Source organism: Atopobacter sp. AH10 (assembly GCF_003664595.1).
Classification (GTDB): Bacteria; Bacillota; Bacilli; order Lactobacillales; family Aerococcaceae; genus Atopobacter.
In genome coordinates this window covers 1-17249 of record NZ_QXPZ01000062.1, presented here as the reverse complement: position 1 = coordinate 17249, position 17249 = coordinate 1, and the positions used below count along the sequence as shown (strand labels likewise).

The 17249-nt window shown below is 38.5% G+C and carries 13 protein-coding genes; 2 read left to right on the top strand and 11 right to left on the bottom strand.

Annotation, left to right across the window (positions count from 1 at the left end; genetic code table 11):
- Positions 1-26 precede the first annotated feature (26 nt).
- Both D3H64_RS09860 and D3H64_RS09855 read right to left on the bottom strand, forming a co-directional pair.
- Positions 27-713, bottom strand: a complete 687-nt coding sequence (locus tag D3H64_RS09860) for a DUF4135 domain-containing protein (RefSeq protein ID WP_121566046.1) — start codon at positions 711-713, stop codon at positions 27-29.
- A 148-nt stretch (positions 714-861) separates the two neighbouring features.
- Complete coding sequence (locus tag D3H64_RS09855) at positions 862-1032, bottom strand: lacticin 481 family lantibiotic (protein ID WP_121566045.1); 171 nt, start codon at positions 1030-1032, stop codon at positions 862-864.
- A 194-nt stretch (positions 1033-1226) separates the two neighbouring features.
- On the opposite strand from D3H64_RS09855, the gene D3H64_RS09850 reads away from it, so the two are divergent.
- Together D3H64_RS09850 and D3H64_RS09845 are read left to right on the top strand one after the other, a co-directional pair.
- Positions 1227-1925, top strand: coding sequence for a response regulator transcription factor (locus D3H64_RS09850; protein WP_121566044.1), 699 nt, complete (start codon positions 1227-1229; stop codon positions 1923-1925).
- A gap of 10 nt (positions 1926-1935) precedes the next feature.
- Positions 1936-3300: a sensor histidine kinase KdpD gene (locus D3H64_RS09845; protein WP_121566043.1), complete on the top strand. Its 1365-nt coding sequence runs from the start codon at positions 1936-1938 to the stop codon at positions 3298-3300.
- 389 nt (positions 3301-3689) lie between these two features.
- Here D3H64_RS09845 and pheT read toward each other — a convergent pair whose 3' ends face one another.
- The 9 genes from pheT to D3H64_RS09800 form a co-directional block, all read right to left on the bottom strand.
- Entirely contained in the window at positions 3690-6098 is a 2409-nt protein-coding gene (gene pheT / locus D3H64_RS09840; protein ID WP_121566042.1) for a phenylalanine--tRNA ligase subunit beta, read from the bottom strand.
- 9 nt (positions 6099-6107) lie between these two features.
- Positions 6108-7151, bottom strand: a complete 1044-nt coding sequence (gene pheS / locus D3H64_RS09835; protein ID WP_121566041.1) for a phenylalanine--tRNA ligase subunit alpha — start codon at positions 7149-7151, stop codon at positions 6108-6110.
- A gap of 453 nt (positions 7152-7604) precedes the next feature.
- Complete coding sequence (locus D3H64_RS09830) at positions 7605-8108, bottom strand: HD domain-containing protein (protein WP_121566040.1); 504 nt, start codon at positions 8106-8108, stop codon at positions 7605-7607.
- Positions 8109-8117: 9 nt separating this feature from the next.
- A complete protein-coding gene (locus D3H64_RS09825; RefSeq protein ID WP_158589283.1) occupies positions 8118-8906 on the bottom strand; it encodes an RNA methyltransferase in 789 nt (262 codons plus the stop codon).
- Between the two features lie 392 nt (positions 8907-9298).
- Entirely contained in the window at positions 9299-10708 is a 1410-nt protein-coding gene (gene pepV / locus D3H64_RS09820; protein ID WP_121566047.1) for a dipeptidase PepV, read from the bottom strand.
- A gap of 32 nt (positions 10709-10740) precedes the next feature.
- Positions 10741-11466 (bottom strand): pseudouridine synthase, encoded by a 726-nt coding sequence (locus tag D3H64_RS09815; protein WP_121566038.1) that lies wholly within the window; start codon positions 11464-11466, stop codon positions 10741-10743.
- A complete protein-coding gene (locus tag D3H64_RS09810) occupies positions 11453-13642 on the bottom strand; it encodes a polysaccharide biosynthesis protein (protein ID WP_121566037.1) in 2190 nt (729 codons plus the stop codon). The genes D3H64_RS09815 and D3H64_RS09810 overlap by 14 nt, the downstream gene beginning before the upstream one ends.
- A 69-nt stretch (positions 13643-13711) precedes the next feature.
- Entirely contained in the window at positions 13712-16126 is a 2415-nt protein-coding gene (gene leuS, locus D3H64_RS09805; protein WP_121566036.1) for a leucine--tRNA ligase, read from the bottom strand.
- 395 nt (positions 16127-16521) lie between these two features.
- Positions 16522-17249 (bottom strand): LysM peptidoglycan-binding domain-containing protein (locus tag D3H64_RS09800; protein ID WP_121566035.1); only part of this gene is annotated, 728 nt, incomplete at its 5' end.

The following is a 17249-nucleotide window of genomic DNA, read 5'->3' as shown; positions in this document are numbered from 1 at the left end:
GCCACAGCTCTCCCTTTGTGAAAAATTTAGGGGGTGGCTAACTTGTACTTGAAATTTACGTAATTTAATTTTTGAACATGTATATATTTCTCCCAAAAATATCCCTCTCTATCTAAAAAATCAGGAATAATATGGATCTCTTTGTTTAAAAATCTACTTACCATTAAATCTATCTTTTTTAGAAATTTATTTGGTATAGAACTTTTCCTTTTATATACTACTTTTTGATCGTCATAAGTGATGACACATACAGCCATTCCGTCATGTATATCACCAGTAACTTCAATTTCAAGTTTATTTAAATCAGGCTTTAATTGATCAGAATCTAAAAAATTATTACTGCATAAAAATGTAAAGTCTTTTATAAAATCCTCTTTTGCAAGCTCGTTCAAGTGTAAGTATTTTTTCACTTTTATTTCAATTCTAGCGTTAATTTCCGGAAATCTTTCTTCAATTTCTTTGAAAATTTCACCACTAGCACATAGCCCTTTATTAAAGTAATCATAGCGTTCTTCAGGCGTATTACCTTTCAGTTCATCATTTACTCTTTTTTCGTTAATTAAGTAAATCAATGTTGACCTATAGTCGTCCAATATAATTCTCTCTAATACTTTTTTATTATTTAAATTTTTCAACAATTTGCAATTAAATTTCTGGTCAATTACAGATGAAGGAAATTCATCAAATTGAGTATATAATTCATTCTGGTTCATAGATTTATTATCCATTCCTTATACAATATCAAGCTTATACTAAAAAATGACTTGACACAAAATCGTAAAGTATATTAAGTTACTTAACACAACTTAAGATGCAGCAGATAAAAACACTTGATAACTTACGTAAAAAATAATTAAACGCTTAACAACATTTTAGTTTTTTTGTCCAAGTAGCTAAATTACATTCGTGAGTTAGGGTATATACTACTCCATTTCCAGCACCTATAATTTTGTCAAGTTCCTCCAAACTTACTTCTTGTAGAGCATCTACTGCTTTTATTTCTGCGTCACTTTGTTTGTTTTTTTGTTTCATAGCTATCTCCTCATTTAAAGCAAATCTATACCAAGCATCTTTATCTTGCTACAATTACATTTTATAAGCCTGAGATAAATTAAAAATAAAATTTACCTAAAGAAGACCTAAAGAGTTTTGTGGATTACTTTTTTCTTTAATTTTTTGCTATACTTTAAATATATCTATGAAGAATTAACATTTTAGGAGAGCTTATGAATATAGAAAATCCTTTTTTGACTAGAAAAATATTGATTGTAGATGATGATGTTGCTTTAAATAATTCAATAAGAGAGATACTGTCAGTTTCCGGTTTTACAAAAATATATAGTGCATACAGTATTAGTGAAGGAATCGAGTCTTTTATTCATCATTCTATTGATTTGATTATATTAGACGTCATGCTTCCAGATGGGGAAGGATACTTACTATCTAACTACATAAGAAAAAGTTCAGATATTCCGATTCTTTTTCTAACCGCAAAAAATGACCCTGAAGATGAAGTTCAAGGTCTACAATCTGGCGGAGATGATTTCATAACTAAGCCTTTCCTCCCTAAAATTCTTATTTACCGTCTAATTTCACTTCTCCGCCGATCCTACAAAGAAGACACGAACATCATTAAATTAGATCGTTGCTTGATTAATTTAGGAAATGCAATGGTCGAAAAAAATAACGAAAAATTTTCTTTAACTCCAATAGAAATTCAAATTATTCGCAAATTATATGATAATAAAAATTATATTGTATCTACAGAATCAATTTGTGATTCAGTATGGGGAATTGAAAACTATGGATACGAAAAATCTTTAATGGTTCATATTAGGAATATCAGGGAAAAAATCGAAGTTAACCCTTCAAAGCCACAATTCTTAGTAACCGTCAAAGGACTAGGCTATAAACTAATAGTATAGGAGCTTGTACATGTTTAGACTACGTGTAATAACGCAATTTATCAGACGTTTTATTATTTCAATTGTAGTCATGTCCATAATAGACATTTTTATTCTAGTTTTTTTTATTTTTAGTCATGCAAATCAAACAAACGTTATGGATACAGTGAATAGCCTAGTCAAGCAACTTAACCTCAGTTCTAATTCCCCCGAATTATCTAACTCAGGGAAAAAATTAGCTCATTCTAAAAATGTGTGGATTTTGATATTAGACTCTACTAGTGGTCATGAAATCTATGAATTTAAGAAACCTAATGAAGTTCCATCTCAATATAAACTAACTGATGTTGCTAAGTTTACACGTTATTATTTAATGGATTACCCAGTATTCGTACAAATTATTAATAACAAGATTATTATTTTTGGTTTTTCAAAAGATAAAGTTTTTAGATTGCCTTTTGATTATTATGAAAAATCCGACCTGCAGAGCTTGATTGCTTTAACTTTTTTTCTGCTTGGCATAAATTGTTTGTATATATTAATTCTTTATACCTACAGCACTAGGCTAGTCAAACGTAAGATTATTCCCTTAGTTTTAGCTATAAAGAAACTTCCAGAGGGACTAAGTAGTGCTGTTTCAACTGAAGATGAGCTAAAACAATTAACGGATGCTATAAATATTGCTGACAAAAAACTTAAGGAAAGCGAACTGTTTAAAGAAAATTGGATTTCTGGTATAGCGCATGATATAAAAACGCCTCTTTCAGTCATTATTTCAAACGCTTCTCTTATTAAATCTGATATATCGGATAAAAATCAATTAAGACGCTTACGTTCTATTGTTAATGAGAGTTATTATATTCAAAATACTGTAAATGACTTAAATATTTTTGCCAGATTAACAAATAGCCAGTTTGCTCTAAAATTAGAGTCAGTCAAAATAATCCCATTTTTCAAGGAGATCATTATACATATAATAAATCAAGAAGTCTGGGATAATATAAATTTTTCATTCGAATTTGATGATATGCTTCTAAATAATAAAATCTCAATTGAAAAAAACCTAATTTCTCGTGTATTTCATAATATTATCTATAACTCTATTCTCCATAATCCTAAAGGTTGTAATGTGAAGATTTGTCTACACAGAGATAAAGACTTTTTAATACTTACAATTGAGGATGATGGCATCGGCGTAGCAAATGATAAACTATCGTCAATTTATGATAGTAAAATAAGTGAAGAATTTGACATATCAGGAATTAGGCGACATGGCATGGGATTAAAGATCTCCCAACAAATTATTGAAGTTCATAAGGGAATTTTTAAAGTGGAAAGTCAAGAAAATAAATTCTTTAGAGTTATTATTAATTTACCTTTAGAGCGTGAGGTATAATTATTTGCAGGCAACGATGATATAGCTGTTAAGCCCATATAATTGTGTAAATTTCTAGTACAAGCTACTGCTTCATTCTTTACCTAGCTAGCAAATAAATGTTAAAAAAGTCCTGTCAAGTGCTATAGCCTAGCAAGCCTTGACAGCTTCTTAAGAACATTTATACTTTTTCTGGCAAAGATTTTTATATAAATCCTTTCTCTTGTTATCCACTCCTCCATCCCCTTACTCTTCCTCAAGACCACCATCTCTGTGGAAGTTGGCGGTTCCTTTTAACCCCAACTTTATCATTTTTTAGTATACAAACAGCGCCCCAGTCTCTCCAAAGACTAGGGCGCTGTTTATTTCTATAAATCGTCTATAAGTTTCGCTTACCTTTCGCTACTTGTTTAACGAATTTCTACAGACAAGCTTTCTACTAGAGCTTCTTTTATCTTTTCAATCCGTTCATCGATTTCTTCATCTGTCAGAGTACGATCTTTCCCTTGGAAGGTTAAATTGACTGCCATACTCTTCTTATCGGGTTCTATACCCTTTCCTTGGTAGATATCAAAAAGATGAATATCCATTAGGAGTTTTCCAGCTATCTTTTGGATCACTTCTTTTACTTGTGCAAAGCTAATTGCTCGATCCATTAAGATAGAGAGGTCTCGGCTAGAGGTTGGATGTTTCACTACTGGTGTATAGGCAGTAAGTGGTCGATAGCACTTAAATACGGCATCCAAGTTGACTTCTGCCAAATAGGTTTGTTTTAAGCCATAAGCTTTTTCCATCTTTGGATGTAAACGACCCACTAAACCAACAACTTTTCCTCTTAAAAGAATTTCCGCTGTTTGTGTTGGGTGCATCCCCTCATAGTGACTAGCTGCTTGATAAATAACTTGATCGGATAAACGTAGAGTAGAAAGGACTTCTTCAACTAAACCTTTAGCGTCATAAAAATCTACTGGACGGGCTTTCGCATACCAATCATTTGCTTGTCGGTTACCAGTTAGGGCAATCCCTAAATGATAAACTTGATGAGGTTGTCCCCCAAGACTATCTTCATCATGATAGAAAATGTTTCCTAATTCATACAAGGCGACATCGGATAAATGGTGGTTAACATTGTAACTCACACTTTCGAGCAAACTAGCTACTACGCTTTGACGAACAGCAGACCGATCACGGGACATCGGCATGGCTAATTCAACGCTTTCACCAACTTTCAGGAATTCTGAACGTTCTTTAGTGGTCAAGGCATAGGAGATCGCTTGACTTAAACCTTCCCCGACCAAAACATCTTCCACTCGTCGTCTTAAAATTTGTGAAGGTGTGAGGCCGAAAGAATGCCCATCTACTTTAGGTAAAGTCATTGGAATATTGTCATAGCCATAAATTCGAGCGACTTCTTCTATCATGTCTTCTTCAATAGACAAATCATACCGGCGTTTAGGCACTTCAACAGAGAAAGTTTCTCCATTAAGCGTGTAATTAAAGTCTAATTGTTTGAGGATGCGTTCAACTGTGTCTAAACTTAAGTCTGTCCCTAAAACTTGATTTAAGCGAGTTAAATGTAAATCAATCCTTGGCAAGTCAAAATCTAGGCGACTAACACTTGCTATAGCTTCTTCTAGCTTTCCGCCAGCTAGCTCAGTAATCATTTCTGCAGCTTTCAAGCCAGCTTCTAAAACAGTCGCTTGGTTAATGCCCCGTTCAAACCTCACACTAGACTCACTACGCATGTTCAATCGTTTAGATGTTTGACGAATTTCAATGCCATTAAAGAGGGCAGCTTCTAGCCATACGGTCGTGGTTTCTTCAGTAATTTCTGAATCTAAGCCCCCCATGACGCCAGCTAAAGCAACCGGACCATTTTCATCAGAAATAACGACATCTGTCGTCAACAATTTTTGCTCTTGACCATCTAAGGTAACTAATTTTTCCCCTTCTTTGGCATAACGTACCAAAAGCCCTTTACCTTTTATTTTATCCCCATCAAAAGCATGAAGTGGTTGACCATATTCCATCAAAATATAGTTGGTCACATCCACGACATTATTGATTGGACGGATACCCGCATGCATCAATCGAGCCTTCAACCATAGAGGACTTGGCGCAATTTTTACACCTTTAATCGCGAGTAAATTGTATTCTTTGACACTATCAGCTTCTACATTTACAGAAAAAGTCTCCGTATGATCAGTCGAATTCGTTAGAGCTTGGTCAGGACTTAAACTATTGTCTAAACCATAGACAGCTGAAATTTCACGAACACTCCCTCTCATACTCAAAGCATCCGCACGGTTAGGCGTAATGTCTAATTCCACAATAGCTTGGTGCATCTTTAAGGCTTCTAGTGGATCAGAACCGATTTCAATCTCATTTGGAACAGAGAAGACACGATTCTTGTCTTCCTTTGCCACAACAGAGTCAGAAAATCCCAATTCTTCGAGACTACAAAGCATCCCTTCCGAAACAACCCCACGAAGTTTTCCTTTTTTAATTTTGACGCCAGCTGGCAAATGTGCCCCTATTTGAGCCACAATAACTTTTTGCCCTTCTTGAATCAAAGGATCCCCACATACAATCTGCAAGCGTTTATCCCCAATGTTAATGGTAGTCACACGTAATTTATCGGCTTGTGGGTGGGCTTCAATTTTCTCAATTTGCCCCACAATCAAGCCATCAATATTCCCATCTAAATGCGTTACAGCATCGACTTCTATACCTGTTCTTGATAATTTTTCGCCCATTTCTTCTGGACTTATTGCTGATAAATCTAAATAATCTGATAACCATTCATATGCAAGTTTCATAGTAGCCTCCTAGAATTGATTCAAGAAACGTTGGTCGTTTTGGTAGAGATGACGGATGTCTTCGATTTCATATTTTAACATGGCAATCCGGTCAGCCCCTATCCCAAAGGCAAAACCTTGGTATTCTTTAGGATCTACCCCAGCCATTTCTAAAACGTGAGGATGAACCATTCCGCAACCGAGGATTTCAATCCAACCAGTTCCTTTGCAGACATGACAACCCTCTCCCCCACATTTAAAACAAGATACATCTACCTCTACTGATGGTTCAGTAAAAGGGAAATAAGATGGGCGTAAGCGAGTGGCACGATCATAACCAAATAATTCTTTGGCTAATAAATCCAAAGTCCCCTTTAAATCGGCTAAAGTCACATCTTTAGATACAACTAAACCTTCGATTTGATGGAATTGATGAGAATGCGTTGCATCATCATCATCCCGACGAAAGACCCGACCAGGACTGATCATCTTCAAAGGCCCCTTAGAAAAATCATGCGCCTCCATGGTACGTGCTTGAACTGGTGAAGTATGGGTTCGCAAAAGGACTTCATCCGTAATATAGAAAGTGTCTTGCATATCACGTGCGGGGTGATTTTTAGGTAAATTCATCATTTCAAAGTTATAATGGTCACTTTCTATTTCGTAACCTTCTACCACTTGATAACCCATCTCTACAAACAAGTCTTCAATATCTTCCATAATATGGACTAAAACATGGCGGTGACCAGTAGCATGTTTCCGACCGGGGAGAGTCACATCTAGAGCATCTTTTTCAAGGGCTTCTTCTAAAGCTTTTTCTTCTAAATGAACTTGTAAGGCTTCAATTTTTTCGTTAATCGCTTCTTGTACCTTATTAATCGCTTGCCCTAAAAGAGGTTTCTCTTCATTAGACAAATCTTTCATATATTTCATAGCTGCTTTCAAAGGCCCTTTTTTCCCAAGGTAGCTCACCTTAACAGCCTGTAAATCCTTTAATTCAGTGACTTCTTCCAAGTCTTTTTCTGCCTTAGCCAACACTAAATCCAAATGGCTATTGATTTCTTTGATATCCATTTGCTTCCTCCATTCTTATCTATAAGCCTTGCATTGACAATTTTACCTCTACTTTGAAAGGGTGCTTAGAGAGTTTTCACTTCTTAACTTTTGGGCAATAAAAAAAGCCCCATAAAAGGGACGAAATGGTCGCGGTACCACCCTTATTCCAAGTCATGAGACTTGGCGCTTAATGGAATAACGGTCCTTGCCGAGACTTCTTTCAGGTTTCCCCTCCCGAAGCTAACTCTAAGAGTGAAAACAATAGCATCCTCCCTATCTCCCCTCTCAATCTATGGAGCAGACTCCCTGAAGGTAACTGATGCCATCGCCGTTCTTGTCAATGTTGTTAGCTGTATTGTATCAAGCTTTAGCCCAACTTTCAAGAAAACTAGTGATAGAAAGCTTAATTTCTAGGCTAAATATGCCTTAATGAAAAAGGAGCTTCAAAATAGCTCCCCTTAAATCAACTGATTATTTGAATTTCCTTTTGGTCTGAACTTTCTTCAACTTTCTTTTCAAGCGACCCTTTAAACCAGTGAAATATTCTAAAACAGCTGAATACTTGTCAACAAAGGATACTAGGTAACTTTCCTTGTATTCTGGAAAAGCTATGGTCGATAGCCACATATGCTTCACAATAATATCTTTTTCCAAATCTGATAGATCCGTAATTTCTAAAGCCTTTTGATAGGCGATATAAGGATGGGCATAGGCATGACTTCCCTCTTCAAATTTTGTTACCCGCCAATCATGGTAGAAAAGATCATGAAGCAAACCCGCTCTAGCGACAGCTTTAGCTTGCCAACCCAAAGCCTTCGCTATACGGTAGGAGCGATAGGATACCGTCAAACAGTGTTCTAGCCGAGTAGTTGCATGATGATGCTCATAATTTTTTAGGGCTTGGACTTGTTCACTGGCCAGTAAATCCGCCACTATATCCAGATAGGCTTGATCCTTTTTCCATCTGTCATACATCGCTAACACCTACTTCACTAAGCTGGCTTGATATAAAAGAATAGATCCTGCGACCCCAACATTTAATGAATCAATGCTGGTAGACATTGGGATTAAGATATTCTTATCGGAAGCAGTCTGGCTCACTTTAGATACCCCTTTCCCTTCATTACCCAGAACTAAGGCAAGAGGACTTCTATAGCTTGCTTGATCACTTGATATACTATCCTTAGTTAAAGCAGTCGTATAGACAACAACGCCTTCTTCTTTCAGTTTAGCGTAAAAAGTCTCGAGATCCCCTGTTGAAAATTGTAAATAATAGTGTGCACCTTGGCCGGAACGCAAGACCTTGTCATTGTAAATATCCACACAGTCTGGCGATAAAAAGACTTGATGAAAGCCAAAAGCCACTGCAGACCTCAGTAAAGTTCCCATATTCCCAGGGTCTTGAATCCCATCCAAAACTAAGAAACGACTCTTAGCGTCTACAGTAAAGTCTTGACTAATAGATTTTTCGATCACCGCAAACACATTTTGATCGGTCACTGTTGCAGATAATTCTTTCCTAATTTCCTCACTGATATGCACCCAACGATAACTATTGAGGACTTCTTCGTCGTATTTTTGCGCAAAATTCGAAAAAACTTCTTCTGCTTGACTGGTCATGATCCATTCAATCTTTTGACCTGTTTTCAGCGCCTCATCCAACAAATGAGGCCCCTCCACCAAATATAAAGACTGTTGACGACGCCCTTTAGCTGTCTTGAGTTTTTTCCATTGCTTCACTTGAGCATTTTGAATTGATGTTATTTCTATCAAGGGTATTCCCCCTCCTCTAAAGGCCATTATACCATAGCCATATAAACTTTTTCGGCTCTATACAAAAACAAGCTATAGTTCCCTCGCCTCTAATATAGTAGAGACAAGAGTCCTATAGCTTGTAGGTAGAATTTTCACTGGCTTTTTTGGGCAAATGCCAACTAGTCCTTTTAAGCTTTAACAGGAAAAGCTAATCTTTGCCTTGATAGATCGAAAAGCTAGATGTTATCTTTGCCTTGATAGATCGAAAAGCTAGATGTTATCTTTGCCCTTATAGATTGAAAAGCTAGATGTTATCTTTGCCCTTATAGATTGAAAAGCTAGATGTAATCTTTGCCTTGATAGATTATAAAGCTAGATGTTATCTTTGCCCTTATTGCCTTAAAAGCTGTCTATTCTTTGACTAGTTCATAGATAGCTTCAGCATAAATAGCTGCAGCTCTAAAGAGGTCATCTAAAGCCATAAATTCATTAGCTTGGTGCATGGTGTCGATAGAATCTGGGAAGAGAGCCCCATAAGCTACCCCACGTTTCATCAAGCGACCATAAGTTCCTCCACCAATGGATTGTTCGTGTGCAACCAGGCCTGTTTGTTTAGCATAGACGTCTAATAGCGTCTTCACTAGTGGATCTTCTGGGCTTACATAGTGTGGTTCTTTGTGTGGTCCACGCGCGATAGTTGCGCCATAAGGGCTTAATTCGTGTTCCATACCGATTTCCATCGTTTCCACTTCAATGCCACGTGGATAGCGCATATTCAAAGCAAGCAAGCCGTGACTTTCTTCTGTAAAGGTAATGATCCCAGCGTTTACAGAGGTTTCTCCCATAACTTCATCATGATGGGCTACACCTAATTTATCGCCATTAAAGTTTTGATGAACTTTTTCAGCAATCAATTGAACAAATTGTTTAGCTTGCCCTGTCAACTGTAAGCTATTCAAGTAAAGAGCTAGGTAAGTCCCAGCGTTGATCCCTTTGTCTGGAGTAGAACCATGGGCAGCTTTACCAACCAATTGAATTTCTGCATAACCGTCTTCATTCCATTCGAGGGTACCAGAAATTGGGTTAGCTTCGACAAAGTCAAAGAAAGCTTTTTCAACGCCTTCTTTATCTTTAAATTCGACAATAGCATTGGCGTCTTGGGGAACCATATTTTCTTTCAAACCTGCATCATAGCTGTGCAAGTAAACAGGAGCATCCGCTTTTTGTTCTCCTTTAACCGATACTTGGAAAGTTACATTCCCTTTTTCACCATTAATAATTGGGAAAGTTGCATCTGGAGAGAAACCGAAATCTGGAATTTCTTCCGTTTTAAAGTAACGGTCCATACATTTCCAACCTGTTTCTTCGTCTGTCCCAACAATAAAACGAATGCGTTTCTTGATTGGCAAGCCCAAGTCTCTGATAATTTTCAAAGCATAGTAGCATGCCATAGTAGGTCCCTTATCATCTGAAGAACCCCGAGCATAGATACGATCATCTTTGATCACTGGATCGAAAGGATCTGTTTCCCAGCCTGTCCCAACTGGTACAACGTCAACGTGACCCAAGAGACCCATCATTTCGTCTCCTTGACCGAATTCTAGATAACCCACAAGGTTGTCCACATTTTTTGTAGAGAAACCATCTCTCTCTGCAATGGATAAGAATTTTTCCAAAGCTGCTCTTGGCCCAGGTCCTACTGGTGCATCAGCTGTTGCTTTATCATCTTCTCGTACACTAGGTACTCTTAAGAGATCAAATAAGTCTGCCAACAATTCCTCGCGGCGTTGTTCGACTTCTTTTTTCCAATCGATTGTCACATTTATCCCATCCTTTCGAGTTATTGCATTCATTATACCATATTGTTGCTTAAATCTCTTAACTCTTTCTGGGTTAATTCTCTATATTCGCCAGCCTTTAATTGAGGATCCAACTTCAATGACCCCATACTGACTCTTTTTAAGGCAAGTACTTCAGATCCTAGGGCTTTGACCATTCTTTTGACTTGATGAAATTTCCCTTCCGTCAAGCTAATATAAACCACTTGATAAGGAACAGTCTCAGCTTTTTCTGTTAACACTAATCGAGCAGGCCGGCAAATCTCTCCTCCGTCAATGGTCATCCCTGAAGCAAACCTTTGGCAGGCATCAGTCGGTAGAGGTCCCTTCACAAGGGCTTGGTATTCTTTTTCCACGTGCCATTTTGGGCTAAGGAGCCTATGCCCCAACTGACCGTCTGTCGTTAGTAAAAGTAAGCCTGTCGTGTCTTTATCCAAACGTCCTACTGGATAGAGTTCCTTTCTCCTATAGATCGGATCAATATCATCCAAGACTGTCGCTTGACTATTGTCACGGGTAGCCGTCAAGACACCTGCTGCCTTATTCATCATCAGATAAATTTCTTTCTTGTAAGTCAATATTTCCCCATTGACCACAATTTCATCTTTTTCTGGATCTAACTGTAGTTTCGCTTGAAGAACTTTCTCCCCATTAACAAAGACTAGACCTTGCTTCAAGAGGCTCTTCACCTCTTTTCGTGAACCATAGCCAGAATCTGCCAGTATTTTATCGAGTCTCATCCTCTTCACCTCTTGCTGTAGCGTCAGATTTTTCTTGACCCCAAGCAATATCTTTTAAGGTCCAGCGCTCATTTCTTTCTGGAATCTTTCTGTCTTCTTCCTCTAGTACTTCTTCTTTTTCGCTGCTTTCGTCAGGGGCATCTTCATCTACAGCAACTTCTTCATTCTCCGTATTATCCAACAGGAAGGAGAGACCCCACTGACTTTCTTCTTCCGCTTTTTGCTTTTCCAAAGCTCTTTGCTTGGCTTCAGCTAATAAATCGACATCTTCATCGGGATAAGTTAGGCGATCCTGTTCAAAGTGAGGAGCATCTTTCTTAGTGAAGCCTACTTTATCTAACTGATCGTCTAGCTTTTTCCTATCATCTAGGATAGTTTTTTCAATTTTTCTATCATCCTGGCTAGCTTTTTCTATTTCTCTATCATTATGGATAGTTTTTTCAATTTTTCTATCTTCCTGGCCAGTTTTTTCTATTGGCTCATTCTTCTTACTTTCTCCCAAATCACGACTATCTTTACCAGGCAATTCTTGTTTCTTAGACTCTTTAGACGTATTGTTCACAGCGTAACGACGAATATGCAAGAGAGCACGTAATTTATCTGCCCGTCCAGCTAAAAGCTTATCCGCTTGGCCATTCATCAGACCAAGGACAAGGTAAATTAAGCTCCCGACAGCTGCCACTAGGATCAAGATAATCAAGGCATATAACTTGCGTTGAACAGGTAAGAAAAGTTTTAAGGTAAAGAGTAATAAAGCAGTCCCAAGAAGCATGATGGCGCACATGCTAGATAGACGTAGCAATAGAAGAGTGATTCTCTTCCAATTTAATTGCACTTGTTGGCTGATCACATAAAGATAATAAGCCACCGTCAACAAAATTCCGATAAAGCTGGATAGAGCTGTCCCATATTCTAATAGAAGACGAACCATCACTGGTTGCCAAACCATCTTTAAAGCCAAACCGATCAATAAGCCGATCACCATATGCCTTGCCAGATCTAAAGCTTGAAGGATATAGCCCAAAACCATAAAAAGCCCTAATAATATACTGATTAAAGCATACAAGCGCAGGTAGTGGACACCAAAATTATTCGGCGCATAAAAAACATTGTAAAGAGGTTCTGCAGCTATAAAAACACCTAAACTAGCCGGTAACATCACCAGCATAAAAAGACTTAAATTTTCTTCAATGAGATGACCTAGGCGTTTCTTATCTCCTCGTGCAAAGCTACTTGAGATGAGTGGCAAAGATGTAATGCCTATACTTGCTGCAATGGAAATCACAATCATGACTAATTTTTGGACGTTAAAAGAGAAGACACCATACATCCTAGCAATGGTCACAGGAGAAACACTTGTATAACGTGTCATCAATTGTTGGTAGGAAAGTTGATCAATTAAGCCAAATAATTCTGTCCCTGAAGCAAAGAGAACAAAAGGCAAAGCTTCCTTCATCATGTGAAAATAATAGCCCATATTTTCTCTATCTTCTGGTGATTGATCTAAGTCAATCCGTTCAAACAATTGATCTTTTTGTCGATAAATTAAAACCACTAAATATACCAAGGAAACGACCGCTCCGACAAAGGCCGCAAAAGTTGAATGAGCTACAGCAACCGCATATTCTCCATTCAATACTTTCATCACTATATAAGTCGCCAGTAACATATAAAAAACTCGAGCGACTTGTTCATAAAATTGAGACAAGGCGGACGGAGCCATTTGATGGTGACCTTGAATAAAGCCACGAATTAAACTCATCACAGGAATAATCGCCACTGCAGGAGTCAAGGAACGGATAACCATAACCGCATCATCAAAATTCACTTTTGGACTATTAGTCGCTACAAGAGGAGCCGTCACATACATGAGGATGGCCGAGAATATCCCTAAAGCCACCATCAAGACTCCCCCTCTAACAAAGAAAGTCCAAGCATTGCGATATTGCTTCTTTTCATTATAGTAGGCTACTGTTTTCGATAAAGCAGCTGGTAATCCTGCTGTTGCTATAGCCAAAAAGACATTATAGATCCGGTAGCCCACACTCATCAAGCCATTGGCTAATTCACCATTCTTGCTAGAGCCAATCATCCAAAGCCAAGGGATAACATAAATCGCCCCTAATATACGGGAAGCTAGTGAACCAGCTGTCATCCAAGCTGATCCACTAACCATCCTTTCCCGCTCACTCTGCTGATTAGACTCGAATAAACGGTATTTACTTTTCTTCAATAAGGACACTATCTACTTCACCACCCAGTTGACTAACTTGTTGACGACTGGGATTACTTTAATGACTGTTTTTCCTGCTAATGCTTCTTGAACTTTTGGATCTTCTTGTACCAAGGCCACTAAATCATCCTTAGACAAGTCACGAGGAACTGTTAAACGTTGCTTGATCTTCCCATTCACTTGGGCAATGATTTCAACGTCATCTTCTTTCAAGGAAGCTTCATCATAGCTTGGCCATTTGGCAAAAGCAAGCAAATCTTCATGGCCTAAACGATGCCAAATTTCTTCAGCCATGTGAGGCGCTACAGCTCCAAGAAGTACTAAGAAGCCCTCCATGTAGGCTTTTGGCAACACTTCAGCCTTGTAAGCTTCATTCGTAAAGACCATTAATTGAGAAATAGCTGTGTTGAAATGCAATTGTTCAAAGTCTTCTGTCACCTTTTTCACCGTTTGATGATAAACCTTAGTCAAGCGGTCATCTTGACTTTCTTGAATACGGGCAGAGACTTGATCATCTTCATCGATAAAGAGTCGCCATACCCGATCTAAGAAGCGTCTAGACCCTTCTAGGCCTTTAGGAGACCAAGCAATAGAAGCATCTAAAGGTCCCATAAACATTTCATAAAGACGTAGAGTATCCGCACCATATTCTTTTACCACATCATCTGGGTTAACCGTATTCCCTTTAGATTTAGACATCTTGATATGCCCTTCACCTAAAATCATCCCTTGATTATACAATTTTGTGAATGGTTCTTTAGAAGATACCAAACCTAAATCATATAGGAATTTATGCCAGAAGCGGGCATATAACAAGTGCAATACCGCATGTTCAGCCCCACCGATATAAAGGTCAACCGGCAACCATTTATCCGCTTCTTCCTTGCTGACCAATTCTTCTTTATTCTTTGGATCAATATAGCGAATAAAGTACCAAGAGCTCCCTGCCCAGTTTGGCATGGTATTGGTTTCACGTTTTCCTTTCATCCCTGTCTTTGGATCTACCACATTGACCCAGTCCGTGATATTGGCTAATGGGGATTCCCCTGTTTGACTTGGCGCAATTTTATCTGTTTTCGGTAAAGTCAATGGCAATTCTTCTTCCGGAACGGTTGTCGTTGTCCCATCTTCCCAATGAATAACTGGAATAGGTTCACCCCAGTAGCGTTGACGAGAAAATACCCAATCTCTTAAGCGATAGTTGACCTTAGCTTTACCGATAGATTTTTCTTCCAACCAAGCAACCATCTTATTAATGGCATCTTCCTTATTCAGCCCATTCAAGAATCCTGAATTAATGTGCAAGCCATCTTCGCTATAGGCTTCTTTTTCAATATCCCCACCTTCAATCACTGGGAGAATTGGCAAGTGGTAAGCCTTCGCAAAATCGTAGTCTCTTTGATCATGCGCTGGAACAGCCATAATCGCCCCGAAACCATAAGTTGATAGCACATAATCCGCAATGTAAATAGGTAATTTTTCGCCATTCACTGGATTAATGGCATAAGCCCCTGTAAATACACCAGTCTTTTCTTTGGCGAGATCTGTTCTTTCAAGATCAGATTTACGACTAGCTTCTTCTTGATAGGCCTTTACAGCTTCCATTTTGTCTTCTGTCGTAATCTTTTGAACTAATTCATGGTCTGGGGCTAACACACAGTAAGATGCCCCAAACAAGGTATCAGGACGAGTGGTAAAAATCATAAAGCTTTCATCGCTATCAGCCACTTGGAAGCGAATTTCAGCCCCAGTTGATTTACCAATCCAATTACGTTGCATTTCTTTGATGCTTTCCGGCCAATCCAAATCATCCAAATCTTCTAATAAGCGATCTGCATAAGCGGTAATTTTCAGCATCCATTGTCGCATCGGTTTCCGATAAACTGGATGACCACCCCGTTCAGATTTCCCATCAATAACTTCTTCATTGGCAAGAGTGGTTCCTAAAGCCGGACACCAGTTGACTAATATTTCGTCTTCATAGGCCAAACCACGTTTAAAAAGTTGGACAAAAATCCATTGTGTCCATTTATAATAATCTGGATCTGTCGTATTCACTTCTCTATCCCAGTCATAAGAAAGACCCAAGTTTTTCATTTGATTGCGGAAATTATTAATATTCTTTTCTGTAAATTCTACTGGATCATGACCTGTATCTAAGGCAAATTGCTCTGTCGGCAAACCGAACGCATCAAAGCCCATAGGATGGAGGACATTGTAGCCTTGCGCCCTTCTCATCCGACTAACGATATCTGTAGCTGTATAGCCCTCTGGATGGCCTACATGCAAGCCTTGACCAGATGGGAAAGGAAACATATCCAAAATATAAGCGTAATCCTTCTTAGGATCATCGGTTGTTTTAAAAGCCTCTTTTTCTTCCCAAACTTTTTGCCAATATTTTTCAATTTCTTGATGTGAAAAATTCATTATCTGCTCTCCCCTTTTAAGCATAGTTTACAAAAAAAGAAAACACACCCGACTATAGCGTCAGGGCGTGTTTCGCGGTACCACCTTACATTTTCTCTTCATGCGTATAACGTCGCGACCCGATTGTACTTTTTGAACAGGCAAGTTCAAGTGGATTCACGCCAGACTTTCACCAACCGTCTGTTCTCTCTCCCGTTTCCTCACTTTACTACTCCTAAGTACACTTATATTAATTGTTACTAGCTTACCAAACGTTTCTTAAAAAGGCAAGCCAGTATTTTAGTATGAAGCCAATCGCCTAGTTAAAGGGTTTGACCGATACATTTACTTTCAACTGGTCAGCTCTTATTCTTTGGCTTTGACTTACTCTTTCATTTTTAGGATTTGGATTTTTCTTATTTTACTCTTAAGCTTTGACCTGGGAAAATCAAATTAGATGTCAAGCCATTGAGTTGCTTTAATTCTTCCAAGGTCATGCCATTATTGTGGGCAATACGCCATAAACCTTGACCAGGTTGAACCGTAACACTTGAACTTGTCGTTTGAGATGCAACGGCTTGACTTGTAGAGCTTTGGGCGTTCACTTGCGTAGCATTTACTTGACCTTGTGCTTTTGTTGCTGCTTGAACATTAGGTTGTACTGCTTGACTTGGTGCTGGTGTAGAAGCCACTGGAGCATTAGCTGGCAATTTTAATTGTTGCCCTGGATGAATCATGCTACCGATAGTTAAGCCATTCGCTTTAAGCAAGGCATCCATAGATACCCCTGCACGGCGGGCTAAGACATAGAAGCCATCCCCTGCTTTTACTTGAATCGTTCCAGCGCTTTGATTTGCATTATTAGTAGCACTTGGCCGAACAGAAGCTGTTTGTTGATTGCTCCCATTTGGAGTGCTGACTCCTGCTTGTGGCTTAGCAACTTCTGTATTGCTGTTGGCTTGTGAAACTGGAGCATCCCCTGGCAATTTCAATTGTTGCCCTGGATGAATCATGCTACCGATAGTCAAGCCATTCGCTTTAAGCAAGGCATCCATAGATACCCCTGCACGGCGGGCTAAGACATAGAAGCCATCCCCTGCTTTAACTTGAATCGTCCGCCCACTTGCTTCTGACTTACTTGCAG